Here is a 24,687-nt window from a genome sequence, read left to right on the forward strand (position 1 = left end):
CCTTCCAAACCGTTGTTTGCTCAGTGGGTTCCGGGCTCGTGCGTGACATGTGCGGCCGGTTCGAGTTGGAACGTGGAGTGCTCGACATCGAAGTGCCCGCCCAGGCACGCCTGCACCTGGTCCAGCAGTTGCGGGGCGTGCCCGTCGGTGAAACAGGAGTCCTCGACGACCACATGCGCGGACAGGGCAGGCAGGTCCGTGGTCACGGTCCAGACATGCAGGTCATGCACGTCGACGACGTGCTCGACCCCGAGCAGGTGGGCGCGGATGTCATCCAGGTCGGTCCCCTCTGGGGCTGCTTCCAGCAGCACCCGTCCAGAGTCGCGCAACAGCCCCCAGGCAGCGTGCAGCATCAGCGCAACCACAACCAGGGAGGCGACGGCGTCGGCGCGGGTCCACCCAGTCACCAGGATGACGATCCCGGCGACCACGGTGCCGATGAACCCGTACAGGTCGGTCAGGATGTGCTGGTAGGCGCCCTCGACGTTCAGGCTGGTCCGGTTCGCCCGGGCCAGCAACCACGCGGCGCCGATGTTGACCGCGACCCCGACCAAGGCGACGACCAGGACCGGCCCACCCTCGACCGCGGGCGGGTGGATCAGGCGCCGAATCGCCTCGACGCCGACGACACCGGAGACCACCAGCAAGGTGATCCCGTTGCCGGCCGCGGACAGGATCTCGGCGCGTTTCCACCCGAACGTCCACGCCCCCCGTGCGGGGCGGGCGGCCAGTCGCATCGCCCACAGCGCGGCGGCGATGGCGCCAACGTCGGACAGCATGTGCCCCGCATCGGACAACAGCGCCAACGACCCGGACACGAACGCGACGATCACCTCGCCGACCATGAACAGAACCAGCAGGATCAGCGCGCCGCGCAGGTACCGCCGGTCGGCGTTTGCGGCCACCCCGTGGGAGTGACCACCACCAGCCCCGTGATCATGACCGCCGCCGGAGTTCGTGGCCGGCGTGGTGTGCCCGCTCGTACCGTCGGGTGCAGTGCCGACGCGCGGGTCGTTGTCGGGTGGTGAGGTACTCATGCGCTCCGCTTCCCGGCTGGCGCGTCGGTGACCGAGGCTGCTGGTTGGCAGCAGGAGTCGGTGCAGCCCGGCCCGCACCCGCACCCCGCACCGGCGGCGCTGTCGGTGCCGTCGGCCAGGTCCCGCGCCGGCGCGCAGCCACAGGATTCACCACGCCATGCCTGGAGGCCCTCGCGGGTGGCGACGGCGGCGATGACCAACCCGACGACCGGGTCGGCCCACCACCAGCCCAGGCCGGCGTTCAGCAGCAGCCCGGCCAGCAGCACCGCCGACAGGTAAGTGCACAGCAGGGTCTGCTTGGAATCCGCGACCACCGACCCGGAGCCCAGCGACCGCCCGGTTCTTCGCTGCGCCCAGGACAGGAACGGCATCACGGCCAGGGAAAGGGCAGCCAGGATCACCCCGACCGTGGAGGCCTGCGGTGCACCGGATCCGGCGAGCGTCCGGACCGCGTCACCGGTGACGTAGGCGGCCAGGGCGAAGAACGCGAAAGCCATCAGTCGAAGCGCCTGCGCTTCCCGGGACTCGGGTACGTGGTGGCGGAACTGCCACAAGATGATCAGCCCTGAGGACACCTCGACCACCGAGTCCAGACCGAACCCGACCAGCGCTGACGAACCGGCTACCCGGCCTGCGGACACAGCCACCACCGCTTCGACCAGGTTGTATCCGACGGTCGCTGCCGCCAGCAGTTGAGCCCGCAGGGCAAGCCGCGCTCGGTCTAACTCGGGAACTACCGCGGTGGACGCGGTCACCGCGGCCCCGCCGCGGCCGAGCCGAAGGTCGAGCACAGCGTCACCGCGTCCCGGGTCACTCCCAGCAGCACCTCGGCCTGTCGGAGCAAGTCCAGCAACTCGGGATGTTTCAAGGAGAACATCGAGGCTCGGCCCACGGGCCGGGACGCGACGAGATCACAGTCCTTCAGGCAGGCAAGGTGCGCCGATACCGTCGACTGCGCCAACCCCAGGTGCGCAGTCATATCCACCACCCGGTGCTCCCCGAGCGCCAAGTGCTGCACGATCGCCAATCGGGTCGGGTCACCCAGGCTCTTGAACATGCACGCCGCGGCAGTCAACGCCTCGACCTCCGTACCGACTGCTAGTGGAGTCACGTCCGCGTGAGTTTTCATCGTCACATGTCAATGATAGCGCGTAACGACGATCATGATCTTCTGCGCTCAGAGGGGCATTGCGTAGCCCCATGGAACTCACCGGTGATGGCGCCGGGCAGTTTGCTGGACTGTTCCGTGATACTGGCTGGCCTGGCCCAGTCCGCGAATCGTGGCGACGCTCTCGGAGCTGAGCGATCGCAGCAGGCCGGCGAGGACTTGCGCAGCTGACCGAGGGCTAATGGGCCAACCGGGACGCGTCACGACGAAATGCGCTTCCATCCGCTTCACAGCGCGGTGGCCAGGCCCGCCGCGAACAACACGTAGAAGACTCCGGCGCCGGTCAAAGTCTGTGCGGTCGCGCGCCGGGTCCGAATCAACCAGAGCAGGTAGAGGACGGAGGCCAGGGTGGCTCCGGCCGCCATCAGCAGCGGGGTGTCGAACATCCACGGGGTGCCGAGTAGGCCGATGCCGGACGGCACGGTGGCTTGGATCATCATCGCGCCGGAAATGTTGCCCAGCGCGAGCTGGGTCTTGCCCTGACGCACCCAGATGATCGCGTTGAGGATCTCGGGCAGTTCGGTCGCGACCGGCGACAACAGTAGGGCAACGACCACCGCGGGCAGGCCGAGCGCGGGACCGGCCCATTCCAGTTGCGCCACGAACAGCTGCGACGCCGCGAAGATGATCACCAAGGTGACCAGGGCTTGCGCGGTGACCGCCCAGGTGGCCGGGTGCACCCGCTGGGGTTGCAGCTTCAGTGGTTCGAGGTCGTCGTGGCTGGCGACCTCGTCGTCCTGGCGCATCTCGCGCCAGAAATAGACGCCGTAGGCGGCGAAGAAGACCAGTCCCAGCCAGGGTTTGATCGCGAAGGCGACCAGGCCGAGGGCGACCTTGACCACGAAGATCGCCACGAACCAGGTCTGGTCGGTCGCCAGGCGGGCACCGTTGGCTCCGGACAACGCGGCGCGCTCCTCGTCGGTGTCGTCGGAACCATCGAGCCTATGGCGTCGGCGCAGCAGCAGCATCGCGCCGGTGACGGCGTAGGCAAGCGTGCCAACCACCAGCGGGCCGCCGAGCGCGGCACCTACGGCGATGTCGTTGCCGGCCTGCGGGCTGCCGAACAGCACAGCGACCAGGGTGACCACGCTCTCGGGCAGTGCGGTCCCGGCCGCGGCCAGGATGGAGCCGACCGCGCCGGCGCCCACCTGTAGCCGGGCGCCCAGCCACTCGACGGCGTTGACGAACCACTCGCAGGCCAGGTAGATGGCCACCGCGCAGCCCAACAGTAAGAAGACGTGAACCACGAACGGGGTTCCTCTCGGATCAGGCCGCGAGAGGAAGAAAGTGAACGGGAGTGCACCAACCTCGACCCGCGGGAACCATGGACGGTTTCGCAGGCCGAAGGTCTTGCCCACCCGCTGTGTGCGCGGGCCCGGGAGCCGGGACAGAGAACTGTCCAGCGTGTCGACTCGTCGGTAGCGGGCTACTCCCCTTCAACAGAGGCGCACGATATCAGCGGTAGGCCCAGGGGCCGCAGGGCAGCCATGGGCCAGGCTGCTACTGAACCACTCCTCGGAACTCCCGCGGCGCCGCAAAGCCGATCGGCACGGCGGAGCTGTGCCATTCAATTCTCCTGGACCATAGTCCTTTTCGCGCTGCAGGTCGGTCGGCCACCCGGGGCCCTCAGCGGCGGCAGAATAGGTAGGTTAGCCTTACCTGCCATGCGAACCCGTTTCCGCCGCCACTCTCTCGCGGCCATCCTCCCTGTTGCCCTCATTGCCTCGCTCGCCGCCTGCGGCAGCGGCTCGAGCAATGGCGCGTCCGGTGGTACGTCCGGGGGCGCCTCGGGCAAGCCGTCCGGTGAGATCACCGTCTACAACGCGCAGCACGAGGAGCTGGGTCAGGCGTGGGCCGACGGGTTCACCAAGGCGACCGGCGTCAAGGTCAATCTGCGCAATGGTGACGACAGCGAGATGGGCAACCAGATCGTGGCCGAGGGGAAGGCCTCACCTGCGGACGTGTTCCTGACTGAGAACTCGCCGGCCATGTCGATCGTCAGCGCCAAGGGGCTCTTCGCGCCCGTGGACAAGGCGACACTGCAGCGGGTGCGCGCGTCATACCGCCCCACAAGCGGTGATTGGGTTGGAATCGCAGCGCGCTCAACGGTTTTCGCATACGACAAGAAGGATCTGAAGCCTGCCGGACTCCCCGCGTCGATCATGGATCTGGCTAAGCCCACGTGGAAGGGGCGGTGGGGCGCGTCTCCCTCGGGCGCCGACTTCCAGGCGATCGTCAGCGCGATGCTGCAGGTGAAGGGCAAGGACGACACCCTGGGGTGGCTCAAGGCGATGAAGACCAACGCCAAGATCTACAAGGGCAACAGCGCGGTGATGAAGGCGGTCAACTCGGGTGAGATCGACGGTGGTGTCATCTACCACTACTACTGGTTCGGAGACCAGGCCAAGACCGGCGAGAACAGCAACAACGTCGCGCTGGACTACTTCGGCCACAAGGACCCTGGTGCGTTCGTGTCGGTGTCCGGCGGCGGTGTGCTGAAGTCGAGCAAGAACTCGACGGCTGCGCAGGCCTTCCTGGCCTACATCGTCGGCAAGCAGGGTCAGAACGTGCTCAAGACCGGCTCGTCCTTCGAGTATGCCGTCGCCAAGGGCGCCGCTTCGAACTCGCGCCTGAAGCCGTTGTCCGAGCTCGGAGCGCCCAAGATCGATCCGGCCAGCCTCAACGGCCCTGAGGTCGTGTCACTGATGCAGCAGGCTGGTCTGCTCTGACCCTGACCCGAGCCCCGCAGCGGGTGGGCGCGACCCGGTCGGCCCGCCCGCCGGCTCTGGCGACCCTGCTTGCAGTCCTGGTGACGCTGGCCTGCCTGGTGCCGCTGGCCTACGTCATCCAGTCGGCGCTGGACGCCGGATGGTCCACGGCATACGAGTTGGTCTTCCGCGCCCGGGTCGGTCAGTTGCTGGGCAACACGGTCAAGCTGGTGGTGACCGCCGTGCCGGCCACCGTCGTGCTCGGGGTGGCCGCGGCGCTGCTGGTCGAGCGCACCGCGCTGCGCGGGCGAGGCGTGCTCGCCCTGCTGTTCGCCGCCCCGCTGGCGGTGCCGGCGTTCGTCGCGAGCTACGCCTGGGCGACCATCTGGCCCTCGATCGGCGGACTCGGCGGTGCGCTGCTGGTCTCGGTCGCGTCCTACTTCCCGTTCGTGTACATCCCCGTGATGGCGACGCTGCGCAGGCTGGACCCGGCGGTGGAGGAGTCCGCACGATCGCTCGGACTCGGTCCGGCCGCGGTTCTGGTGCGCGTCGTCCTTCCTCAACTGCGGTTGCCGGTGCTGGGCGGTGCGCTCCTGGTCGGAGTGCATCTGCTCGCGGAGTACGGTGCCTTCGCGTTCGTGCGCTACGACACGTTCACCACGGCCATCTACGACCAGTACCGCTCGACGTTCGCCAGCACCGCCGCTGCCATGCTCGCCGGAGTTCTACTGCTGTGCTGCCTCCTGCTGTTGACCGCTGAGGCCGGCGTTCGCGGGCGGGAGCGTTATGCGCGCGTCGGACCGGGCGCGGCACGTCGACCGCGGCTCGCACCGCTCGGCGGCTGGTCAGTGCCGTGTTGGGCCGGTGCACTGGTCGTCCTCGTCCTCTCCCTCGGGGTGCCCGGCTGGAGCATCGGTCGTTGGCTGGTCAGCGGCGGCGCCGCCGTCTGGAGTGGCGAACTCCTGTCCATACTCGGCACAACCCTGCTGTACGGCGTCCTCGCCGGGCTGATCACGTGCGCTGCGGGGCTACCGATCGCCTGGTTGTCCGTCCGCCACCCGGGCCGCTGGGTGCGCGCCCTCGAGGGTGCCACCTTCATCGCGGCATCCCTGCCCGGCATCGTGGTTGGCCTGGCCGTCGTCTCATACGCGATCCGGTACGCCCAGGTGGTCTATCAGACGCCGATCCTGCTGATCGGTGCGTATGCCGTTCTCTTCCTCCCCCGGGCGGTCGTCACTCTGCGCGCTGGCATCGCGCAGGCGCCACCCGCGCTGGAGGAGGCCGCGCGATCGCTGGGGACTTCCCACGCGATGGCGTTCGTGCGGGTGACCCTGCCACTGCTCGCGCCCGCGCTGGGCGGTGCGATCGCGCTGACCTTCCTGGGCGTCACCGGCGAGCTGACCGCGACCCTGTTACTGGCGCCGACAGGGACCACGACGCTGGCAACGCAGTTCTGGTCGCTGACCTCCGAGATCGACTACGCCGCGGCGGCGCCATACGCATTCCTGCTCGTGGTCCTCTCGCTGCCCATGACCTACCTGTTGTTCCAGCAGTCTCGAAAGGTGGCTGGCCTGTCATGACCTACGCACTGTCGCTGCGCGAAGTCAGCAAGTCCTACGGCAATACGCCTGTGCTGCAAGGCATCTCGCTGGAGGTGGCGCACGGTTCGATCGCCGCGGTGGTCGGACCGTCCGGCTGCGGCAAGACAACACTGCTGCGCTGCATCGCCGGGTTCGAGACACCGGACGCCGGCGTGATCAGCGTCGGTGATCGCGTGGTCGCCGGAGGATCCTGGGTGTCGGCCCACCGGCGCGCCGTCGGGTATGTCGCCCAGGACGGTGCGCTCTTTCCGCACCTGTCGGTGGGGCACAACGTCGGCTTCGGCCTGCCACGCCGGCAACGCAGCTCAGAGCGGATCGCTCAACTGCTGCGCACCCTGGACCTCGATCCGGCTGTTGCCCGAAAGCGACCCGACGAACTGTCCGGCGGTCAGCAGCAGCGCGTCTCGCTGGCCCGAGCGCTCGCCCTGCAGCCACGCGTCATGTTGCTGGACGAGCCGTTCTCGGCGCTGGACACCGGACTGCGCGCGCGCACCCGCGAGATCGCGGGTGCAGCTCTGCGGGAGGCGGACATTGCCACCGTGCTGGTGACCCACGACCAGGAGGAGGCGCTGTCGTTCGCCGACCAGATGGCAGTGATGTCCGACGGCGTCTTCCGTCAGGTCGGGTCTCCGGAAGCCGTCTACCAGCATCCCGTCGATGCGCAAACCGCTCGCTTCGTCGGCGACACCGTGGAACTGACGGCGTCGGCCGAGGCGGGGGTAGCGCGCTGTGCGCTCGGCACCGTCCCGGTGTCAGCGGACTTTCGTGGAGCAGTGCGACTGGTCTTGCGTCCCGAGCAGGTGCAGGTGTCTCGCGCGACCGAAACCACCGGTTGTCGCATCGTCTCCACTGGATTCCGCGGTGACCACGTGCGGCTCGTCGTATCAGTACCCGGCGAGAAGTCACCGGTTGTGCTGCGCTGCTCCCCGGGGAGTGACCTCAACCCAGGCGATGAGGTGAGAGTGACTCTCGGTAGTGCTGCACGTGTTGACCTATTGACCGGACCACAGAGCAGTCGTCCGGCTTCCGCCGTCTGCCTCTCGTAGCCTGAGCCTGGCGATAAGGCGCACCTCATTCTGAGCCACTAGAGCCATCCCCCAATACCGGTGTCTGGCCAGACCCGGGCCCAGGTGCTCAGCGCGACGCCCTCTATTGGGCTGCCCATCGGTGTGGGTGGTGTGGCTCATCACCCACAACCGGACTTGCCCGCTGGGTACCGCGATCAGCAGTGATCGTGTCGCTCCCCTCCGAACGCGCTGTGCGTCGTGGTTGTCGCATGTCGTTCGCCTACGTCATGAACTCGGCAGCGCTTTCTTGCGAGGCCATCTCATCGCGCCCGTGACGCGGCACGACGAGTTGCGTGCCGCGAATCGCTGCGGCTAGGTCACTGGTGCGTGTGCCCGCAGTGGGCTGACGTGGATCAGCGCGGCGGTGAGCCGGGGGATCTGACTGGTGAGGCGTTCTTCGACGCGGTGCGCGGTGTCATGTGCGGTTTCGACGAAAATGTCGTCGGCGATGGTGACGTCGGCTTCGGCGTGCAGCGTGTGTCCGATCCACCGCAACCGGACCGACCGGACCCCGAGGACGCCCGGGGTGTCGCGGATGACCATGCGGGCCTGGGCGACCAGGTCGGGGTCGACGGCGTCCATCAGGCGGGCGCCGACCTGCTTGACCGCCGAGCGCAGGACGCCGAGGATGGCGATCGCGATGAGCAGTCCGATGACCGGGTCGGCCCAGGGCAGCCCGGCGGCGACGCCGGCGGCGCCGATGACGACGGCCAGGGAGGTGAACCCGTCGGTGCGGGCGTGTAGCCCGTCGGCGACGAGGGCGGCGGATCCGATCTGGTGCCCGACGCGGATGCGATAGCGGGCGACAAGTTCGTTGCCGGCGAAGCCGATGATGCCGGCGGCGGCTACGGCCCATAGGTGGGACACGTTCTGCGGGTTGAGGAGCCGGTTGATGGCTTCCCAGCCGGCGAGCACGCTGGACAGGGTGATCATCGCCACGACGAACAGCCCGGCGAGGTCTTCGGCGCGGCCGTACCCGTAGGTGTAGCGGTCGTTCGCGGGGCGTTTGGCCAACCAGAAGGCGATCAGCAGCGGGATCGCCGTTGCGGCGTCGGCCACGTTGTGCAGGGTGTCGCCGAGCAGGGCGATGGATCCGGTGAAGACCACGACGACGGCCTGCAGGATCGCGGTGATCGCCAACGCCGCCAGGCTGATCCACAGCGCCCGCCGGCCGCGCGCGTCCGCTTCAAGGGCCTCGTCGACCTGGTCGGCCGTGTCGTGGGAGTGCGCGCCCAGCAGGTCGGAGACGGCATGCCGGTAACGCGCCCACCGCGTGCCGCCAGCGTGCTCGTGTGAGTGCCCGTGACCGTGACCGTGGACATAATCGCGCGCCGCGTGCTCGTGGTGCTCATGATCGGGGTGCGGGCTCATGACACGCCCTGGATGCGGTGATGGGCCGGCACGTCGTCCAGCAGGTGTTCTACGTGACCGATGGTGTCGACGACCAGCTGCCGGACGTGCCCGTTCTCCACTCGATACAGCACCGAGGTGCCCTGTTTACGGGTGGCGACAAGCCGTGCCATCCGCATTTTCGCCAGGTGTTGAGAGACCGCCGGACCGGGCTTGCCGAGCGCGGCAGCCAGATCAGAAACGGATCTCTCCCCGTCGAGCAGGAGTCCGGCCAGTTGCAAGCGGGTCGGATCGGCCAACACTCGTAGGACCTCGACCGCGAGATCCACCACGTCGTCACCCCACACCGGCGGCTGCGTATCTGCATGCATGCGCAAATAGTACAGGGCCCAGCAACTACTTCGCCGTGGCGCACGTTCACGACCGGGCAGCGGGGATGCCCAGGTGCACGATCCGAGTCCGGGCTTGTGCCCGCCCCGAGGTCGCTGATCTTGCGGGTGATCGCTTCGAGAACGCCGTTCTCTGCTTCCTGTTCGCCGCGCCACCCGCGGGCCTCGGCCTCGTTGACCTGGTTGGCAACGTCGGCGCGGGTCTGTCGGAGCCGTTGCGCACCGCGCTCATCGACCTGCGCGAGATCGCAGCGTTCGCAGGCGTATTCGTAGTCGCAGCAGCTTTCGTACTGTCGCGGACTCGGGACAGCGTCGATTGGCCCCGCCGGCTTGGGCAGTTCCAGGCCGAGCCGGCCGAGCATTTTGTTGGCTCGCCAGAAGACAACTACGGATCACCGGTGAGCTGATATCACGCATAGCCGGTAGCTCAAGGAATTCACGTGCGTCACCGTGTTGAGCCAGGTTTCACGGCCGCCCAGTCCTCCTTGACGTCGGGCCTCTCCTGCGCCGACGACTGGGACGAGTCCGTGCCCGCGTCGAACCTCATCGAGTTAAAGAGCGCCTTGCCCGCCAAAGACAGCCCAAGTGGGACCACCAGGGCGCCGATCAACCACGACTTGTTCTACACAACCGAATGCATCACCGTGCTGACAGAGTCAGGCCGGGAGTTGGTTGGGAGGACGCAGATCCGCTCGGATGCGTCGTGCCGCGTACCTGGATCAGCTGTTCCAGTGCGCCCCAGCCTCGTGAAGTCATGTCGGTGCCCCTGTCACTTCGAGATGTGCTTCCACATTCCCAACGGCGATCAAGACGGCGCGGCGTCATCTCTGGCCGTCTACGGGTTCAGGAATCACCACGGCCTTCCGGATCGCCGTTGCGCGGCCCTGGAATTTGCCTCCGTTCGTGCTCTGCGCCGGGTAGCACTCGACTCGGCGCCAGCGAGGGCTCTGCATCTGGGCCCCAATGGCTGCTCGCGACATGCTCTCGCAAGTAGTCACGCAGCCCTGGCAGTGTGAAGTCGAACCGGCCATATCCGTGGGGTTCGATCACTTCCGCTGCGATAAGCCGCAAGCGGTACTGCCCGGCATAGGTTCCGTCGACGCCAAGTCGACGCGCAATATCGGCAAGGCGACTCGGCCCGTCATCGTGGGCCATGGCCGCGAGAAAGGACCGATCGACATCGGAAAGGTCTCCCAACGCGCTGGCGTGCACCAATTGGCCAACCTTGCGACGTGCCCGATCGACACCGCGCTGCGCTTGGGCGCTATCGATGACTAGAGCAGCGCTGTCAGCGCGCCAGGCATGCAACCCGATCAGTTGAATCATGAACGGGTAACCGCCCGTCCCCGCCACGGCTATTTGTAGGGCCTCTGGCGTGATGTCGCGCCCGGCTGTGCGAATGGGCACAGCGAGCGCTTCGGCGACCTCGTCAGGACTGACCGTGCGCAGATGCCGGCGGTCGGCGCGGCGCAGGAACGTCGAGACGTCGTCGGATAACAGCTCTTCGACAGCGGACGGAAGGCCCGCTCCGACGAAGGCAACATTGCGTTGCTCCCGGAAGGCGTGCTGGATCGTTGTGCCCAGCTCTCGCAGGTCGTGCAGTCCCTTGCGGTGCACCTCGTCGACGGTGATCAGCACCCCACCGCCTTGCACGGCGAGCAGGTCGGCCAACTGGAACAGTTGTGATCTCAGGCCGGGGCGTGGGGTGTGCCGCTCCGTGACATCGCGACTTGCTCCGAGCCCGCCCGGCAACGAGACGCCGGTGAGATGCGATTCTGTTTGGCGTGGATCGGCATCGTGAAGAAGCGCGGGCAAGTGCTCGTGCGTAATACGGTCCATGAGGTTGGGCGTTGTTGTCTCGGAGACGACAACCCACCCTTCGCTCTTGGCCAGATCCTCGTAGGCGTTTAACATGACAGTCTTGCCAGTCCCGCGCAGACCAGTCACGAGTGTCGCGCGCTCGGGCGATCCGGGGCCGCCGCGCAAGCCTTCACGGAAGTCCTCGAGGTCACTATCCCTGCCGACGAGCAGAGGCGGGCTTGTTCCGAAGCTCGGGGTGAACGGGTTCATGCACCCAGATTACCCGAATTTTAACGGCCTTTAGTTCCTTTAATTCTTTTCATGGCCTTTAGCCACTCGCACCTTCGAGTGCCGAGGTGCCCGGACGGGTCACCCTGTCGTCGCGCGCGTATGCGCACGATCACTGTTACGCGACGGCGGCTCGGACTGCCCTGTCAGTGTGTGCCGACTGCCTGCGCAGCAGGCCTGGACTGAGGGCAACAACCCTTCCGAGTACGGCTACGGCGCCCGGACCTGACCGGACTCACCGGGTATGCCCAGGCAGACGCCATGCCACCGCGACCAGCGCCGGAGCGCTCGATCTGGGAGTCAGCGTGTGGCCACCGGTTTCGCCATCACCACGAGGTTGTCCAGGTGGGCGTAGCCGCCTTGCTTCGGAACTCGTCCGATGCTGCCGGTGCATGTGACCAGGGCGAGCTGGTGCGCTCCCCCGGTCGCCCATACCGCCGCCGGTAGCTTGCCCTTCGGGTAGGTGGCCGCTGACTGCACTCGCCACGCCTGCACCGTCCCGGTGTGCGTCGTGGTGTAGACGACGGCGCCGGCCTTGATCTGCGGGAGCTTGTAGAACGCGCCGGGGATGTTGTTGTACGTCACGTGCCCCGCGATGACCGTCGTCCCGGCGCGGGTGGTCAACGAGGGCGTCCAGTTCAGCCAGCCGACCCGCGTCTCTCCGATCGGGATCGATGCCAGGCCACTGGACTGCCCTTCCGAGAGCACGGTGACCGAGACACCCAACGACGGGATCCAGACGCTGTCTGGGCTCATCGTCGGTGCCTTCTTCGCCGGCGGCGACGGTGCCCTGTGAGACGTGCTCGGCGGCTGCCCGCCCGGTGTCGACCGCGCGGGCTTCGTCCGGGAGCTGGTGTCCTTCGCCGGCGTCGTCGCTCGAGGTTCTCGCGTCGACGTCGCACGGTGCGCGGCCTGCGACGACGACCCGGCCGCGTGCTGGTTCCGTCTCGTCGTCGCACGACTACTGCGAGGAGCCGCGGCTGCTGCCGGTGTGTCCGAATGTGACACCGGCGGCGCCGCGCTGAGGTCCTTGGTCTGGAAAGTGTGTGCCGGGGTTCCGGCCGCAGCGGCGGGCGGTGATCTCAACCAACTGGTAGCGATCATGCCGACGCCACCGACGACCACGGCTAACACCCCGGCCAGGATCAACGCCACGGGGCCGCTCACTCGCCGCGCGTGGCCCTGGACGACGTCCTTGACGGTGTCGAGGCGTGCCACGTCAGTGCCGGTTGTTGCGGCGGCGCATCGCGCGCCGTGCCAGCACACCGGCTGTGGTGCCTCCGACGCCCAGGAAGCCGGCGCCGACGAGCAGCCCGGCCATGTCCGGGCCGCCGAACGAGACCAGGCCATCGGTCGGGATCACCGGCTGGGAGCTCGGCGGTGTCGGCTTCGGGGCCGGCGGTGTCGTCGAGGGCGGTGTCGGCGTGGGTGTCGGTTTGGGTGCTGCGACGGTCAGCGAGCCCCACTCGTTGACCTCACCGAACTGGGTGGCCACCAGTCGTTTCTGTGTTCCCGCCTGCCACACGTTCTCGTTGATCGATCCGCACCAGGTGCCGGCCGTGACATCGCTGGGCAGCTTGCTGGTCAGGTGCAGCGGGATCTGCACGTCCGTGTTGGCTGCCGCACCGGTGACTTTCGCGGTCGAGATCGTGGAGACCTTGCCTGCGTTGAAGGCCTTCTCCCACTGGTCGACGCCGACGTTCTCGCATGAGGCCACTCCGTCTGGGCGGCGCATGACGGCTGCGGCTGCGGTGATGTCGACCTTCTGCGATTCCAGACCTGAGGTGGTCACCGTGTCGGTGATGGTCTTGCCGGGGACCCACTGCTGCGTGGACACCCGGGTGATCGCCTTCGGGACCGCGACCTTGATCGTCACCGGTGTTCCAGTGCCTGCTCCTGTTCCCGCGGGCGCCGCGCCGATGACCCGCTGCTCCCCCACGTGCGGGGCCGCGTATTCGTAGTAGGTGGACGCGGGGATGCCCGTGAAGGACCCGGTCAGGGTGACCTTGTCGCCGTTCTTGGCTGTCGGCGTCGCCGTCCAGGGCAGTTTTGTCGCGGCGGTGGAGGTTGTGCCGTTGGTGGTTGCGCTGCTGCTCTTGCCTGTCTTCAGGGTGCGGATTCCGCTGGTGAAGGTGGCGCCCGTTGCGGTGGCGCGGAAGGCGACCCCGGGCACGAACTTCCCTGTGGCTGAGGTGATTCCGACCGTCGCTGTCCCTGTCCGGACCGTGCCGGCGGTGGAGGGTGTGCCCGCCGCGTTGGTCACCACCGGCTTGTATCCGCCGGCATAGTTGGCTGCTTCGGTGTTTAGCCGGGCGACGCGAGCCTTGATCGCCGTCTGGTCTGCCGTGCTGAGGGTGCCGAACGCCTTCTGGTCGAAGGACCAGCCCGGGTCCAGCAGCTGGCGGGAGATGTAGGACAGTGCCCCGATCGTGGGCTTGTCGGAGCTGTTCGCGTACCGGCTGAGCAGGTAGGACAGCTTCACTTGCTGGGTGCGGGTGACCGGTTTGGAGGGTGCCTGCGACGGTGCCAGGTTCTCACCGTCGATGCAGTACACCAGCAGCCCGGCATAGTTCATGCGGCCGAACCAGATCGAGTGCGATCCGCCTTTTGGCGACGTCACCGGTTTCGTCTGGTATCCCGCGTAGGTCGGGGCGACGCGAGGGCTGGCCGCCAGCTTCGCCTGGCCGGCCGCCCTGTTGGGCGACACTCCCTGGTTGGTGATCGACGATCCACCGGTGTCGGCGTGCGCCGGCGTGAATGCCGTGCCGGCGACGGTGAGCGTGAACATCCCCGCAGCTGCCAGCACTCGTTCGCTGGTGTTCGATTTCAAGGCTTCCTCCTGGTCGACGAGCAGTGCACTTTCGTGCTGCTATCTCCCAGAAGGCGGCCGGGCGGTCTCTGGCGGTCACCGGCCACGACGTGATTACCGATCGGGTTGCAAAATTTCGCCGGATCTTTCCGTGGCGTCGTTGAGCGGCGGCCGGGATCGATGGCGGCCACCCTCGACTACGGCTTCTGCTGGGGGCCCGTCTCCTCGGATTCGCCGCCGGCATCAGCCTGTTCTCGGCCCGGCTCGCTGGTTGGCGCGACTGGCGCCGCCTTCGTGTAGGGCTTGTGCTGGCAGCAGCACGATCGTTGCGCGTCGGCGGGCCGGCGGGCGTCCTCGCAATCGGCCGGCTGGTGTGGCTCGCGGCACCCGGTGCAGATCATGGTTCGTCCTTCCTGTTGGCCTGGTTCCGCGCGACGACGTCTCGCAGCGCTTCGTCCCAGGCCGCTCTCTGGTGCACGCACAGGCTGGCCCGCCACTGGGTGTACCGGTCCGCGTCGCGGCCGGTGGCCGGCTGCCCGTTGTCGTCGAGCACGATCCATGGCCTGCATGGGCGCAGTTCCAACGTGACCATGCCCGCCACCACAACAGCGACGGCTGGGGTCAGCCACCACAGGCCGACTGCGGTGAGTGCTCGCATCAAGATGCCAGCTGACGCCAGTTGGAGGACGACCAGGATGACCCTGGTTGCTCTGCGGCTCATAGGTTTTCGCCCTCTTCGGATCAGGCGGCGGCGTGCGCTGCGTCGTACGCGTCGCGCACCGTGTTCGGGATCTTGCCGTAGCCCGGGCATTCGATGCCCTCGCCCTTGGCCCACCTGCGCACCTCTGGCGCTGGTGCACCCAACGGTGGCGCCGTCTTGGTGCTACGGGTCTTCGGCCGCAGCTTCTTCAGCTCTGCCTCCAGCTCCTCGATCCGCTTGAGCCTCTTGGCGTTCGCGGCCTTCTCGGCCGCCTGGGCAGCTTGTTCACGCTCTTCTGTCTCGAGGCGCTGGCTGAGGTCGCCGAGCAGGCCAGCGACTTTCACCCCGAGTGCTCGGGTGCGCGCTTTCGGTGAGGTGGCGGCCGCGACGATGAGCTCGTTCGCGGAGGGCTTGACCTCGCGTGCGGTCGAGATGACCGGTCGCGGGTCGGACGGACGCGGGGTCGCCCCGCGCGGGGTCGTGACGTCGCGCCGGAACCGCGGCTCTGATGGTCGGCCCTGGTGTCGCGGTCGCAGCCGCGGGTTCGTTGACCCGCTCCTCCAGCTTGTCGCGAGACCACTCCATCTTGTGCATCTCGGGGTACCCGTGGCTGACCTTGATGTCCTGGACCTGGGTGATCGCGAGGCCCGTCGCCTCGGCGATGAACGTATCCGTGCGGCCGTTGATGAGGTGCTTGACGACGGTCAGAGTGGTCTCGGTGGTGACTTGCTTGGTGGACATGACATGTATCTCCTCTTCAGGACTGTTTGAGAGTGCGTGCGAGCTTGCGGCGGCGCCGTTCTGAGACGCCGCCCCAGATGCCGAAGCGTTCGTCATTGGCCAGCGCCTGATCGAGGCATTCGGCCGCGACGGTGCAGCTGTGGCAGATGCGTTTCGCGTCTTTAGTGGATCCGCCTTTCTCCGGGAAGAAGATCTCCGGGTCGGTCTGCCGACAGAGCGCATCGGCCTGCCAATCCAGCGACTGCTGCGGATCCGCGGTCTCCGGGACGACGGCTTCGATCGCCGGTGGGGCTGCCGGTTTGCGGGAGCGGTCGATGCCGTGCCGGACGGCGTAGTAATGAACCATCGAGGTGCTCACGCCGACTGCGTCGGCGATCTCCTGGCTGGGCAGCCCGTCGCGGATCAGGCCGAGCATCAGCTCGCGCTGGTCCGTGCTCAACCGCTTGCCGCTCATGCCGCTGGCTCTTTCCAGCCGGACGGGATGCCAGCCGCCTTACGGATCCGTTGCACGGTGCGGCCACTGATCCTGATGCGGGCTCCGATCTCGTTGTCGCACAGTCCTGTCGCGGCCAGCCGCCCTACCGCTTCGGCTCGCTCGGTTGCGGTGAGTGGGACGGGTTCGCCGGCCACCGCACGCATCACGGCGACTTCGTCGACCAGGTCGTCATCGACGGCGTCGTTGCTCCAAGGCTGCGCGGTCGGGTCGTCGAGCGTCTCCTCGTCCCAGGCAAGCGGCGGTGCGAAACCGAGCCGGCGGGCGGCGCCGAGGGTCTGACGGGAGGAACCGGGCTTGTCCCACAGCTGTTTGTAGGCCCGCAGCACTCGGTCGTGGTTGGCCCGGGAAATCCAGTCACCTGGGTGGTTCTTCAGGTTCCTGACCGCATCCGCAGTGGCGCCGTCCGCCATGGTCTCGGCGATCGTCGTCGACGAGTGACCAATTGCCTGGAGGGCCTCGATCCGTCGACGGGCCCCGACAGCTGGCACGAAGTCGTCGGCGCCGCTGCGAGCCAGAATCGCGGCCGGGGTGACTGCCTGGATACGGGCGGCGTATGGCCGCCGTACGTGTGTCTGCCCACCGGCGATCTTGCTCACCTGGCTGATGGAGACTCCCGCCTTATCGGCGATCGCCCGCATTGACGCGCCGGCCGCGCGCAGCTGCTCGATGTGCGCCCGGATCGGCGCGGCGTCGACGTACCTGGAGATCCCGCGGTGTTGGTCGAGGCGGAAGTGTTTGGCCCAGCGCGGGTCGGTGGTGGGCATCACGAGCTCCTGGTCGACGCGCACCGTCCGCAGACGGCGACCGGCGTCGTACCGTCGCAGCTGCACACCGTGGTGGCGTCCCGGTCGCCGCACTGGTCGCACAGGATCCGTAGGTAAGTCGCCGCGGCCGGCTCACCGTGGTGGTGCTCCCGGTTGTGCGTCCGGGCGAGCCACTCTGCCTCACCGAGACTGGCGCTTTCGATGATCGAGACTCCGCATGCCAAACAGCCGGCCGACCAGAGTTCGGCCGAACATGTGGGCTTGAGCACGCCGTTGACGAGCGAGTGCATCTCGCCCAGCATCATCGCGACGGCGCCATCGCTAGTAGCGACATTGAATCGGTGACCGATCAGCAGGATGTCGACGACCCAGGAACCCGATCGCGGGTCCTGGTGGCCGCGGGCAACGGAGAAGGCGCTCGCACCGATACCCAGCCGCAGCTCGAGGTATGTCTCGCTGTGCCGGATCAGGTCGACCGGGACCGCAGGCCCGATCGGCGGGGTCAGGATCCACGAGGTGACCTTCGGTCGGTCCGTCACTCCGGGAACTGTGTGTGCGTTCGTGAGCGTGGTCATGTTGAACACTCCTCTGTTTCTTGGGCTTTCACTGCTGTCGTCACATGCGACCGAGTAGTTGACGACGTGGCCCGTAGACGCGGACGGTGTCGCCGTCGCTCGGGCTGTAGTCGATCTGGCCGCCCTCACGGCGGACTTCCGCGGCCGCGGCGTCAAGTTGCCGATGAACCGCGAACAAGGCCTGGTGCCGTCGGTCGCGGCGCTGGTCGTCAGCTGAGGTGACGCACTCCCCCGGCTGGCGACTCTCACGCTCAGCTCGCCAGGTCGCATACGCCTGGCGGTAGGCGGCGTTCGCGCGGAGGAAGTCGGCCGCCGCGCTCTCCAACGCCGTGGCGGCCGGCGAGGTCGAAGGCGTGGCCACTCGATGGGCGAAACCGACTCGGATCCGTGGCGCTGTTTCTGTTTTTCGAGTCTGGATGATGCTCACGTCATATCCCTAGTCGAGTAGAAAGAGTAGATCTTCTGAGTGTGCTCCTTCGGTGCTGCGGTTCGCTGGGTTGCGCGCCGCCCTGTGGACAAGCCGCCCGCTGCTCGGGGCGTCTTTATTTCCCGAAGGCGTTCGCGGGCCTCGTGGCGGTCATCTGCGGCGACGACAGCTGTTGTCGCTCTGTCCCTCTAGCGTGCCGCCGAGGCCTCCACGACGGTCCCGCAGTCCCGGCATTCGCGGCCGAGTTCGCCGCGCTGGGTGTGCAAGTGCCAGCAGTCGTCCTCACACCACCGGGCGATGATGCTCACCTCAGCGATGCGATTGCGTCCGTGCGCGTCGGTGAATGTCACCAGCAGGCCACTCTCGCCGTGGATCGCACCGGCCGGGTCGAAGGCGGGGTGCATGTCGGCGCTGGCGCCGATTCCGTCGACGTGGACATCGGAGCCATCGATGATGTGCATCAGATCCGGGCCGACATCACCCAGAGTGAGATTGGAGACGCTCATCGGTGCCGATGACGTGTCGTGTGCTTCCGCGGTGTCGTTCATGGTCGAAATCCCTTCCAACGAATGGCTTTCGAATGAAAATACTCTTTCTACTCGACCGCCGATCGTTGTCCACAGGCGGACCGTTCCGCCCAGGTCGGGTGCGTCTTGATCAGCCGCGCCATGAGTCGAGCCTTCGCCGGCGGACTCGCCAGCCAAGCCGGTGCTCTGTTGGCGGCCGCGAACACGTCGGCCGCACGCTCCTGGGGTAGCACCACCCGGCGGGCTAGCACGGCCAGGGTGATTACGAACGCGATCGGCAACATCACGATCGACCACCGCCAGAATGCCGCGCCGATGATCGCCGCCAGTTCGACCGCGCCTCCGGCAGCCAGGTAGGGCGCGGCGGCGCGCAGCTGCTGGCGGCGGCCGCGGGCGTGCCCCAGTACGACGTGCCCAACCTCGTGCGCGATGTGGAAGCGCATGGTGGCGACGTCGACGAGTATTTCGGGAGCGAGCGTCAGCTCAGCACCGGCGTCCGTCATCCGCGCCGCGCCACCGGCGCCAGCGGCCCATGTGATCCCGGCCAGCTCTACTCCGTGCGAGGCCGCCAGCTGGGTGGCCCACCGTTCGGCGTCGGCCGGCGCCGGCATAGGTCAGGCCCGGCTGCGCGGGCGGTTCGGCAACCGGTCCGGCGCCGGCGGCAGGCCCCGCCGGCCGCGCCTGGAGCGCGTTTCGCCGATCGCCGCGATGACCGCCTCGCGGGCGAACTGGGAGCGGCTGATCATCCGGCCGGCCTTGATTCGGTCGTCGACGATCGCTCGCTCGACCTGGTCCAGCAGCTCCTCGGGTACGACGTGCGTTTTGGTGAAGCCGTCGAGGGGCTCCCCCGCGTCTTTGAGTTCCTTCTGGCTGCCCCTCGGGTTCCGATCCGGGAGTGACACCTCGAGTGCCGCCCGCGACCGGGCGCTGCGTCGCACATGCCGCTTGAGGGCGTACTGAAACCACCCGATCCATGAATCCGGGCTCTTCGGCAGGTCGTCGAGGTCGGCCATGTATGCCGATCGCGACACATCCCAGGTCGCCCGGTCCCAGTACACCGCGAACGCCGCGGATCCGGCGGGCAGGCTTGGTGTGCGCTTAGACGCCATCCAGCTACCTCCCTCGTCTGCTCTCTCTACTTCGCCCAAAGGGTAACCGCGGCCGAACACACCGGCGTTGTTGTCGTCGACCGTCTGCGCCAGACCCTGAGGCCTAACACCCTCCCGGTATTCGACCGGAGGGTTCACGCCCAGCCGGCGCCGGCCAGGTCGAGGGTAGGCCCGCGCCGCGCCGAGTCGCCCGTCGCCGCTCCGGCATCGGCGATTCCCACAGGGTCACCGCCCGCGCCGCGTTGTCCACAGCCGCGCGAGAGCCAGCCCGAGCCGTACGCGCGCGCGGGCAGGATAGCACTACCACTTTTTCTATTCCACTCAGGAGGAATCATGAGCACAGCCACCACCGTAAAAGCCGCCGCCGCTGAGACCGTGGTCGCTATTGACCCGCGCCAGGTGCAGATCGGCGCGAATGTGCGCCTGGACGCGAACGTCGACAAGGAGTTCGTCGCGAACGTGCGCGAGGAAGGCGTCATCGTCCCCGTGGTCGGTTACTTCGATGGCGATGGCCGTTACGTCGTCGTGGATGGTCAACGCCGCACCTTGGCCGCAATTGAGGCCAAGCAGGCGACCATCCCGGCATTCGCCACCCGCCGCCGTGAGGACGCCGACAGGATCGTCGCTCAGATGTCGGCCAACCATCACCGTGTGGCCATCACGGCGGCCGAGCGGGCGAAGGGCTTCGAGCAACTGGCCGGGTTCGGTCTGTCCGCTGCGCAGATCGTCAAGAAGACCGGCTACAAGCGGCCCGAGGTCGATGCCGGTCTGAAAGTGGCCGGGTCCGATCTGGCCAGCAAGGCGACCGAACGCTGGGGATTCCTCACCTTGGAGCAGGCTGCCGCCCTCGCCGAGTTCGACCAGGATGCCGACGCGCTCCAGGCGCTCACCGTTGCCGCCGAGCGGGGCAGCGGATTCGACCACGAGTTGCAGCGGCAGCGCGACAAGCGTGACGACCGCGAGGCAATCAAGGCGTTCGCTGAGCAGTTGACCGCCGACGGTGTCACCGTGATCGAGCGGCCCCCGCACGACCACAAGACGATCCTGCGCCTGAACCAGCTGGACGACGCCGAGGGCAACCGGATCACCCCCGAGACGCACGCCGACTGCCCCGGGCACGCCGCCTACGTGACCCGCGAATGGCGCTGGATCGAGACCGACGCCGAAGACGACGACGCCACCGACGAGCAGGAGCAGGTGACGGTCGCGACATACGTCTGCACCGACGCCAAGGAGCACGGCCACGTCGATCGCTGGGCGGGCGGCTACGGAGGCAGCACCAAGAAGAAGGCCGCCGACATGAGCGAGGCCGAGCGAGAAGCCGCGCGCGCCGAGCGACGCGACGTGATCGAGTCCAACAAGGCGTGGAAATCCGCCGAGACCGTACGCGCCGCCTTCGTGGTCAAGTTCCTGACGCGCAAAACCGCGCCGAAGGGTAGCGCCGCGTTCGTCGTCGCGACCATTGCCGAAGAGGGCCACTGGCTCAGCGACCACCGCACCCCCACCAAGGCAGACGAGCTGCTGAACGGCGGCAAGGCGCGGATGCGGGCCGACCGCGCGAAGGCCGCCGAGAACGTCACCGAGGGCCGCGCGCTGATGCTCGCGGTCGGCCAGTGCTGCGCCGCCTACGAGGCACAGATGGGCACACACACCTGGCGGAACGTGACCCCCGGCCCCGCGCGCTACCTGGCGTTCCTGGCAGCCAACGGCTACGAGCTGGCCGACGTCGAGAAGCGTGCCGCCGGACTCGACAAGCCCGCACCCAAGCCGCGCGCGAAGAAGGCCCGCAAGACGGCGACGCCCGAACCGCAGACGAGTCCCGCCGAGGGCGACACCGCTGCCAGCAGCGACGAGCACCCCGCCGCCTGACCTCTCCCCTACCCGTGGCCGGTGGCGTGCACGTGCGGTGCACGCCACCGGCCCTCACGAAAGGACACCCATCCATGAGCACCACTTCATCCGACACCGCCGCCGAGACCCGTGACGAGGTGTGCGCTTTCCTCAAAGTCCGATTCAGCGGAGAGCGACGATTCGTGTTCGTCACCCCGTCGTTCGGCACCACCCGCTCGAAGATGCACGCGGCGATGATCCCGACTCGAACGCGCGCGATTGCCGCCGCCGAGGCTCAGCTGGAGCACGCGTCGGAGTACGGCATTGAGGCCGTCGCGGTCATGCAAGGAGGGCGGCGCGTGTTTCACCGGCTGGCCGCGACCGCGAAGGAGGCAACACGATGAGCGTGCGCTACGAATGGATGCGCGCCCGCACGGCCAGCACCGAGGTTGTGACTGCCGGGCGCGAACTCGGCACGGAGGTCGTCGACGCACCCCTCGCGCTGCTGCTCGCGTGCGATGAGGTGACCGTCATCGAGGGCAGCGGCGAGGAACTCCAGGAGCTGCTGAACCGCGCACTGGACCAGGTCCGCGCGGCGACCGGTGACCCCTCATGAGCGCGGCCCCCGCAACCCCGTCCGACACGCCTTCCGCGTTCACCTATGACCGGTGGCGGCACGGCGGCTGGTACGTCCTCGAAGTGCGCTACCCCAACGGCGCGATTGGCTGCGTCAGTCGCAACTACCCGGACCGCAAATGGCGCATCGTCTGCGACCGGCGACCGGGCGACATCACCTACCGGTCTCGCGACGCGGCCGCGCGCGCCGAGTACCAGCTAGCCCGCGCACAGCATGCCGACACATCGACCGCGAATTCGTCTGCCCCTGTGGACAACTCAACTCAGTAGAGTAGAAAAACTAGAATTGAGTTTGTCAGGACAGAGAACCACCCGAGAGGAACCACTCATGGCTCACCAGATCGAAACCCACGGCGACCAGGCCGCTGCCGTCTTCGCGCGCAAGGACGCGTGGCACCGGCTCGGCACCGTCGTGCGCGACCGCGCGTTCACCGCCGAAGAAGCGATGACGCTCGGCCACCTGGGCAATTGGAACGTCCGCAAGGTGCCGCTCACCGCGACCGAGATCACCGAGGACGGCGTCACGACGATGGCCGCGCCAGGGTTCGCGACCGTGCGCACCAACCCGTTCACCGAAGAGGCCGAGGCACTTGGCGTCGTCGGCTCCGGATATACGCCCTTGCAGAACGAGGAGCACGCCGCGTTCCTCAACACGTTGTCGCACGAATCCGGCGCAGTCTTCGAGACCGCAGGCTCGCTGCGCGGAGGCCGCCAGGTGTTCGTCACCATGCGGCTACCGGAGTCGCTGAAGGTGGGCGGCTCTGATCGCGTCGACCTCAACATTGCCGCCTTGAACAGTCACGACGGGTCGTCGGCGTTCCGCATCGTGATCACGCCCGTGCGCGTGGTGTGCGCGAACACCCAAGCCGCCGCGCTGCGCGACCACGTGTCCAGTTTCAGCATTCGGCACACGGCCAACGCCAAGAGCGCCGTGCAGGAGGCCCGCGACGCCCTGGGGCTGACTCTCGCCTACTGCGAAGAGTTCGAGGCCGAGGCCGAGAAGCTGATCCAGACCACGATGACCGACACCGAGTTCGACTCGCTGGTGCGTCGCTGCTTCCCCGAACCGTCGTCCGCGTCGGTGCGCACGCTCAACGCGCACCGAGAGCGCAACGCGAAGCTGTCGCACCTGTGGCACGACGCCGAGACGCAGGCCGGCATCCGGGGCACCGCGTGGGCCGGCTACCAGGCGGTCGTGGAGTACATCGACCACTTCTCCCCCGTGCGGGCCGGCAACCGCGACCAGGCGTCCGCCCGCGCGGCCCGGTTGCTCACCAGCGACGACCTGACGCGGGTCAAGCGCACCGCGTGGGACGAGCTCGTCCCGGCCTGATCCACCCGAGCAACGGTGACGCCGCGCCGATCCACGCGACGCGGCGTCACCGTCCACCACCACCGCAACCGATCAGCAAGGAGTCACCCTCATGACCACAACCCGACGCGACGGCGTCACCGCCCACCCGGACGGCATCCAGCTGGTGCTGGGCGAGTCCGTCGTTTTCCACGACGGCGACGGCAACGTGTTGACCGCCGCCGTACGCCGTGACGACGACGGCCCGGCGACCGTCGTCGTCGCGGTCGAGGGCGATGCCCTCACCGTCACCCCGCGCACCGCTCGCGCCCTGGCAGCCGCGTTGACCGGCATCGCCAACACCGCCGAGATTGTCGAGTGCCTGCCCGTGTAGTTCCTGCCCTGACAAGACAAGGCGACCGGCTCACCCGAGCCGGTCGCCTTGTCGCGTCTCACCACAGCGCGAGCTGCTCCCCGAACAGCGCCCGCAGCCGCTCCAAGTCGTCGGCGACCTCACGCGGATCCCGACGCGCCATATCGCGTAATTCGCGTGCGCGGCGGCGTGCCCCGCGCGGGTCGCCCAGCGGGGAACCGGTCAACGCGCGACGGGCAACCCACTCGCGCCGGTTCTCGGCCGCCGACGACGCGACGACATGCCCCGGCGCGACTCGCTGACACAGCGGGTTGTCGCACTTGTGACCCAGCACGCGCACCGCGTCGAGTGCGTCGGCGCCGTGGACCGTACCGACGCGCCGCAGCGGACGCGCTGCGGGTCACCCGGCGGTGAGCTCGTCCAGTCGCGCCACCAGGTCGCCCAGGTCGTCGACCACGCGGTCGTGACCGAACCAGAACCGACCGTGCCCGCGCCCGCTGATCGCACCGGTCCACCAGGCGCACTCAGTGCCCGGAACCTGCACCACCTTGGCCGCATAGCGCGCGACGACTTCAGGGTCCGCCAGTGCCTCAGCCAGCGCGGCCACGCCGCCCGGCCCGAGCCGCCGCGCGCTCACCGGCTCACGACGCCGCCGAGGTGGGCGCGTCCGCGCCGGTGTCCGCGCCAGCGCCGTCGTCCTCCTGTGCGGCCTGGTCGGCGGCATCCGCCGCCACGCGCCGTAGTCGTGCGACTTCGCGCGTGCTCACCTCATCGCCGCACCACTGCACGGCCTCGCGCGCCGAGAGCCGCTCGGTCTCGATCATCTCCGTCAGCGCCTCACCCGCGCGCCGGTCGGCCGCCTCGCGTTCGCGGATCGCGACCAGCACCTTGATCGCGAGGGCCTCCACCCGGCGCTCTCGCTCCGCGCGTTCCTCGCGTCTCTTGGATTGCGCATCCAGCGCCGCTCGCCGAGCTTCCTGCCTGATCGTCTGCTTGCCCAT

At 67.9% G+C, this 24,687-nt stretch carries 31 protein-coding genes; 10 read left to right on the plus strand and 21 right to left on the minus strand.

Going from position 1 to position 24,687, the window contains the following annotated elements; translation table 11 throughout:
- Positions 1–20 precede the first annotated feature (20 nt).
- The 4 genes from ACN8HC_RS10205 to ACN8HC_RS10220 all read right to left on the minus strand — a co-directional run bounded on the left by ACN8HC_RS10205 (position 21) and on the right by ACN8HC_RS10220 (position 3,452).
- Positions 21–1,037, minus strand: a complete 1,017-nt coding sequence (locus tag ACN8HC_RS10205) for a cation diffusion facilitator family transporter (RefSeq protein ID WP_490074718.1) — start codon at positions 1,035–1,037, stop codon at positions 21–23.
- Complete coding sequence (locus ACN8HC_RS10210; RefSeq protein WP_490074719.1) at positions 1,034–1,828, minus strand: cation efflux transmembrane domain-containing protein; 795 nt, start codon at positions 1,826–1,828, stop codon at positions 1,034–1,036. Before ACN8HC_RS10210 ends, ACN8HC_RS10205 begins: the two co-directional genes overlap by 4 nt.
- Positions 1,789–2,166 carry an ArsR/SmtB family transcription factor gene (locus ACN8HC_RS10215; protein ID WP_490074796.1) on the minus strand — a complete coding sequence of 126 codons (378 nt, stop codon included), beginning with the start codon at positions 2,164–2,166 and terminating at the stop codon, positions 1,789–1,791. Before ACN8HC_RS10215 ends, ACN8HC_RS10210 begins: the two co-directional genes overlap by 40 nt.
- Positions 2,167–2,432: 266 nt before the next feature.
- The gene (locus tag ACN8HC_RS10220; protein WP_490074720.1) at positions 2,433–3,452 is read right to left on the minus strand and encodes a sodium:calcium antiporter; all 1,020 of its coding nucleotides are present in this window, start codon (positions 3,450–3,452) and stop codon (positions 2,433–2,435) included.
- Positions 3,453–3,869: 417 nt separating this feature from the next.
- Between ACN8HC_RS10220 and ACN8HC_RS10225 the strand changes: the two genes are divergently transcribed.
- From ACN8HC_RS10225 to ACN8HC_RS10235, 3 genes are read left to right on the plus strand one after another with little or no spacing between them, the layout of a single operon-like run.
- The gene (locus ACN8HC_RS10225; RefSeq protein WP_490074721.1) at positions 3,870–4,934 is read left to right on the plus strand and encodes an iron ABC transporter substrate-binding protein; all 1,065 of its coding nucleotides are present in this window, start codon (positions 3,870–3,872) and stop codon (positions 4,932–4,934) included.
- Between the two features lie 23 nt (positions 4,935–4,957).
- The gene (locus ACN8HC_RS10230; protein WP_490074722.1) at positions 4,958–6,493 is read left to right on the plus strand and encodes an ABC transporter permease; all 1,536 of its coding nucleotides are present in this window, start codon (positions 4,958–4,960) and stop codon (positions 6,491–6,493) included.
- Entirely contained in the window at positions 6,490–7,560 is a 1,071-nt protein-coding gene (locus tag ACN8HC_RS10235; RefSeq protein ID WP_490074723.1) for an ABC transporter ATP-binding protein, read from the plus strand. The genes ACN8HC_RS10230 and ACN8HC_RS10235 overlap by 4 nt, the downstream gene beginning before the upstream one ends.
- 333 nt (positions 7,561–7,893) lie before the next feature.
- On the opposite strand, the gene ACN8HC_RS10240 is transcribed toward ACN8HC_RS10235, so the two are convergent.
- Complete coding sequence (locus ACN8HC_RS10240; RefSeq protein ID WP_490074724.1) at positions 7,894–8,952, minus strand: cation diffusion facilitator family transporter; 1,059 nt, start codon at positions 8,950–8,952, stop codon at positions 7,894–7,896.
- On the minus strand, positions 8,949–9,302 hold the full coding sequence (locus ACN8HC_RS10245; RefSeq protein WP_490074725.1) for an ArsR/SmtB family transcription factor: 354 nt from the start codon (positions 9,300–9,302) through the stop codon (positions 8,949–8,951). Before ACN8HC_RS10245 ends, ACN8HC_RS10240 begins: the two co-directional genes overlap by 4 nt.
- Before the next feature lie 35 nt (positions 9,303–9,337).
- Between ACN8HC_RS10245 and ACN8HC_RS10250 the strand changes: the two genes are divergently transcribed.
- Complete coding sequence (locus tag ACN8HC_RS10250; protein WP_490074726.1) at positions 9,338–9,727, plus strand: hypothetical protein; 390 nt, start codon at positions 9,338–9,340, stop codon at positions 9,725–9,727.
- Positions 9,728–10,163: 436 nt separating this feature from the next.
- Here ACN8HC_RS10250 and ACN8HC_RS10255 read toward each other — a convergent pair whose 3' ends face one another.
- The 12 genes from ACN8HC_RS10255 to ACN8HC_RS10310 form a co-directional block, all read right to left on the minus strand.
- The gene (locus ACN8HC_RS10255; RefSeq protein ID WP_490074727.1) at positions 10,164–11,390 is read right to left on the minus strand and encodes an ATP-binding protein; all 1,227 of its coding nucleotides are present in this window, start codon (positions 11,388–11,390) and stop codon (positions 10,164–10,166) included.
- 318 nt (positions 11,391–11,708) lie between these two features.
- A complete protein-coding gene (locus ACN8HC_RS10260) occupies positions 11,709–12,164 on the minus strand; it encodes a class F sortase (protein WP_490074728.1) in 456 nt (151 codons plus the stop codon).
- Positions 12,165–12,627: 463 nt separating this feature from the next.
- Positions 12,628–14,238 (minus strand): hypothetical protein, encoded by a 1,611-nt coding sequence (locus ACN8HC_RS10265; protein WP_490074729.1) that lies wholly within the window; start codon positions 14,236–14,238, stop codon positions 12,628–12,630.
- 376 nt (positions 14,239–14,614) lie between these two features.
- Positions 14,615–14,938 carry a hypothetical protein gene (locus ACN8HC_RS10270; protein WP_490074730.1) on the minus strand — a complete coding sequence of 108 codons (324 nt, stop codon included), beginning with the start codon at positions 14,936–14,938 and terminating at the stop codon, positions 14,615–14,617.
- Between the two features lie 20 nt (positions 14,939–14,958).
- A complete protein-coding gene (locus tag ACN8HC_RS10275) occupies positions 14,959–15,261 on the minus strand; it encodes an Lsr2 family DNA-binding protein (protein ID WP_490074731.1) in 303 nt (100 codons plus the stop codon).
- A gap of 413 nt (positions 15,262–15,674) precedes the next feature.
- Entirely contained in the window at positions 15,675–15,938 is a 264-nt protein-coding gene (locus ACN8HC_RS10280; protein ID WP_490074797.1) for a WhiB family transcriptional regulator, read from the minus strand.
- Positions 15,939–16,108: 170 nt separating this feature from the next.
- A complete protein-coding gene (locus tag ACN8HC_RS10285; RefSeq protein WP_490074732.1) occupies positions 16,109–16,918 on the minus strand; it encodes a hypothetical protein in 810 nt (269 codons plus the stop codon).
- Positions 16,918–17,493 carry a hypothetical protein gene (locus ACN8HC_RS10290; RefSeq protein WP_490074733.1) on the minus strand — a complete coding sequence of 192 codons (576 nt, stop codon included), beginning with the start codon at positions 17,491–17,493 and terminating at the stop codon, positions 16,918–16,920. Before ACN8HC_RS10290 ends, ACN8HC_RS10285 begins: the two co-directional genes overlap by 1 nt.
- Before the next feature lie 40 nt (positions 17,494–17,533).
- Positions 17,534–17,854, minus strand: coding sequence for a hypothetical protein (locus ACN8HC_RS10295; protein WP_490074734.1), 321 nt, complete (start codon positions 17,852–17,854; stop codon positions 17,534–17,536).
- Positions 17,855–18,108: 254 nt separating this feature from the next.
- Complete coding sequence (locus ACN8HC_RS10300; protein ID WP_490074735.1) at positions 18,109–18,468, minus strand: hypothetical protein; 360 nt, start codon at positions 18,466–18,468, stop codon at positions 18,109–18,111.
- A 47-nt stretch (positions 18,469–18,515) separates the two neighbouring features.
- Positions 18,516–19,058, minus strand: coding sequence for a M48 family metalloprotease (locus ACN8HC_RS10305; RefSeq protein WP_490074736.1), 543 nt, complete (start codon positions 19,056–19,058; stop codon positions 18,516–18,518).
- Positions 19,059–19,061: 3 nt separating this feature from the next.
- On the minus strand, positions 19,062–19,556 hold the full coding sequence (locus ACN8HC_RS10310) for a hypothetical protein (protein WP_490074737.1): 495 nt from the start codon (positions 19,554–19,556) through the stop codon (positions 19,062–19,064).
- Positions 19,557–19,889: 333 nt separating this feature from the next.
- Between ACN8HC_RS10310 and ACN8HC_RS10315 the strand changes: the two genes are divergently transcribed.
- The 6 genes from ACN8HC_RS10315 to ACN8HC_RS10340 all read left to right on the plus strand — a co-directional run bounded on the left by ACN8HC_RS10315 (position 19,890) and on the right by ACN8HC_RS10340 (position 23,707).
- Positions 19,890–21,425 (plus strand): ParB/RepB/Spo0J family partition protein, encoded by a 1,536-nt coding sequence (locus tag ACN8HC_RS10315; protein WP_490074738.1) that lies wholly within the window; start codon positions 19,890–19,892, stop codon positions 21,423–21,425.
- Positions 21,426–21,499: 74 nt separating this feature from the next.
- Positions 21,500–21,790 carry a hypothetical protein gene (locus tag ACN8HC_RS10320; RefSeq protein ID WP_490074739.1) on the plus strand — a complete coding sequence of 97 codons (291 nt, stop codon included), beginning with the start codon at positions 21,500–21,502 and terminating at the stop codon, positions 21,788–21,790.
- Positions 21,787–22,002, plus strand: a complete 216-nt coding sequence (locus tag ACN8HC_RS10325; protein WP_490074740.1) for a hypothetical protein — start codon at positions 21,787–21,789, stop codon at positions 22,000–22,002. Before ACN8HC_RS10320 ends, ACN8HC_RS10325 begins: the two co-directional genes overlap by 4 nt.
- A complete protein-coding gene (locus ACN8HC_RS10330; RefSeq protein ID WP_490074741.1) occupies positions 21,999–22,292 on the plus strand; it encodes a hypothetical protein in 294 nt (97 codons plus the stop codon). The genes ACN8HC_RS10325 and ACN8HC_RS10330 overlap by 4 nt, the downstream gene beginning before the upstream one ends.
- Positions 22,293–22,350: 58 nt before the next feature.
- On the plus strand, positions 22,351–23,355 hold the full coding sequence (locus ACN8HC_RS10335; protein WP_490074742.1) for a DUF932 domain-containing protein: 1,005 nt from the start codon (positions 22,351–22,353) through the stop codon (positions 23,353–23,355).
- A gap of 91 nt (positions 23,356–23,446) precedes the next feature.
- Entirely contained in the window at positions 23,447–23,707 is a 261-nt protein-coding gene (locus ACN8HC_RS10340; RefSeq protein WP_490074743.1) for a hypothetical protein, read from the plus strand.
- Between the two features lie 58 nt (positions 23,708–23,765).
- On the opposite strand, the gene ACN8HC_RS10345 is transcribed toward ACN8HC_RS10340, so the two are convergent.
- The 3 genes from ACN8HC_RS10345 to ACN8HC_RS10355 are packed head-to-tail and all read right to left on the minus strand — an operon-like array spanning position 23,766 to position 24,687.
- On the minus strand, positions 23,766–24,026 hold the full coding sequence (locus ACN8HC_RS10345) for a hypothetical protein (RefSeq protein WP_490074744.1): 261 nt from the start codon (positions 24,024–24,026) through the stop codon (positions 23,766–23,768).
- A 60-nt stretch (positions 24,027–24,086) separates the two neighbouring features.
- Positions 24,087–24,323 carry a hypothetical protein gene (locus ACN8HC_RS10350; RefSeq protein ID WP_490074745.1) on the minus strand — a complete coding sequence of 79 codons (237 nt, stop codon included), beginning with the start codon at positions 24,321–24,323 and terminating at the stop codon, positions 24,087–24,089.
- Positions 24,324–24,327: 4 nt separating this feature from the next.
- Positions 24,328–24,687: a hypothetical protein gene (locus tag ACN8HC_RS10355; protein WP_171157353.1), complete on the minus strand. Its 360-nt coding sequence runs from the start codon at positions 24,685–24,687 to the stop codon at positions 24,328–24,330.

The sequence above is a fragment of the Flexivirga sp. YIM B11880 genome, assembly GCF_058148645.1.

Excerpts from the sequence above, each read along its gene's own strand:
- ACN8HC_RS10205 (WP_490074718.1), bottom strand. The coding sequence starts at position 1,037 with ATGAGTACCTCACCACCCGACAACGACCCGCGCGTCGGCACTGCACCC.
- ACN8HC_RS10215 (WP_490074796.1), bottom strand. The coding sequence starts at position 2,166 with ATGAAAACTCACGCGGACGTGACTCCACTAGCAGTCGGTACGGAGGTC.
- ACN8HC_RS10225 (WP_490074721.1), top strand. The coding sequence starts at position 3,870 with ATGCGAACCCGTTTCCGCCGCCACTCTCTCGCGGCCATCCTCCCTGTT.
- ACN8HC_RS10235 (WP_490074723.1), top strand. The coding sequence starts at position 6,490 with ATGACCTACGCACTGTCGCTGCGCGAAGTCAGCAAGTCCTACGGCAAT.
- ACN8HC_RS10240 (WP_490074724.1), bottom strand. The coding sequence starts at position 8,952 with ATGAGCCCGCACCCCGATCATGAGCACCACGAGCACGCGGCGCGCGAT.
- ACN8HC_RS10245 (WP_490074725.1), bottom strand. The coding sequence starts at position 9,302 with ATGCATGCAGATACGCAGCCGCCGGTGTGGGGTGACGACGTGGTGGAT.
- ACN8HC_RS10255 (WP_490074727.1), bottom strand. The coding sequence starts at position 11,390 with ATGAACCCGTTCACCCCGAGCTTCGGAACAAGCCCGCCTCTGCTCGTC.
- ACN8HC_RS10260 (WP_490074728.1), bottom strand. The coding sequence starts at position 12,164 with ATGAGCCCAGACAGCGTCTGGATCCCGTCGTTGGGTGTCTCGGTCACC.
- ACN8HC_RS10270 (WP_490074730.1), bottom strand. The coding sequence starts at position 14,938 with ATGAGCCGCAGAGCAACCAGGGTCATCCTGGTCGTCCTCCAACTGGCG.
- ACN8HC_RS10285 (WP_490074732.1), bottom strand. The coding sequence starts at position 16,918 with ATGCCCACCACCGACCCGCGCTGGGCCAAACACTTCCGCCTCGACCAA.
- ACN8HC_RS10290 (WP_490074733.1), bottom strand. The coding sequence starts at position 17,493 with ATGACCACGCTCACGAACGCACACACAGTTCCCGGAGTGACGGACCGA.
- ACN8HC_RS10300 (WP_490074735.1), bottom strand. The coding sequence starts at position 18,468 with ATGAACGACACCGCGGAAGCACACGACACGTCATCGGCACCGATGAGC.
- ACN8HC_RS10305 (WP_490074736.1), bottom strand. The coding sequence starts at position 19,058 with ATGCCGGCGCCGGCCGACGCCGAACGGTGGGCCACCCAGCTGGCGGCC.
- ACN8HC_RS10310 (WP_490074737.1), bottom strand. The coding sequence starts at position 19,556 with ATGGCGTCTAAGCGCACACCAAGCCTGCCCGCCGGATCCGCGGCGTTC.
- ACN8HC_RS10315 (WP_490074738.1), top strand. The coding sequence starts at position 19,890 with ATGAGCACAGCCACCACCGTAAAAGCCGCCGCCGCTGAGACCGTGGTC.
- ACN8HC_RS10320 (WP_490074739.1), top strand. The coding sequence starts at position 21,500 with ATGAGCACCACTTCATCCGACACCGCCGCCGAGACCCGTGACGAGGTG.
- ACN8HC_RS10325 (WP_490074740.1), top strand. The coding sequence starts at position 21,787 with ATGAGCGTGCGCTACGAATGGATGCGCGCCCGCACGGCCAGCACCGAG.
- ACN8HC_RS10330 (WP_490074741.1), top strand. The coding sequence starts at position 21,999 with ATGAGCGCGGCCCCCGCAACCCCGTCCGACACGCCTTCCGCGTTCACC.
- ACN8HC_RS10335 (WP_490074742.1), top strand. The coding sequence starts at position 22,351 with ATGGCTCACCAGATCGAAACCCACGGCGACCAGGCCGCTGCCGTCTTC.
- ACN8HC_RS10340 (WP_490074743.1), top strand. The coding sequence starts at position 23,447 with ATGACCACAACCCGACGCGACGGCGTCACCGCCCACCCGGACGGCATC.
- ACN8HC_RS10355 (WP_171157353.1), bottom strand. The coding sequence starts at position 24,687 with ATGGGCAAGCAGACGATCAGGCAGGAAGCTCGGCGAGCGGCGCTGGAT.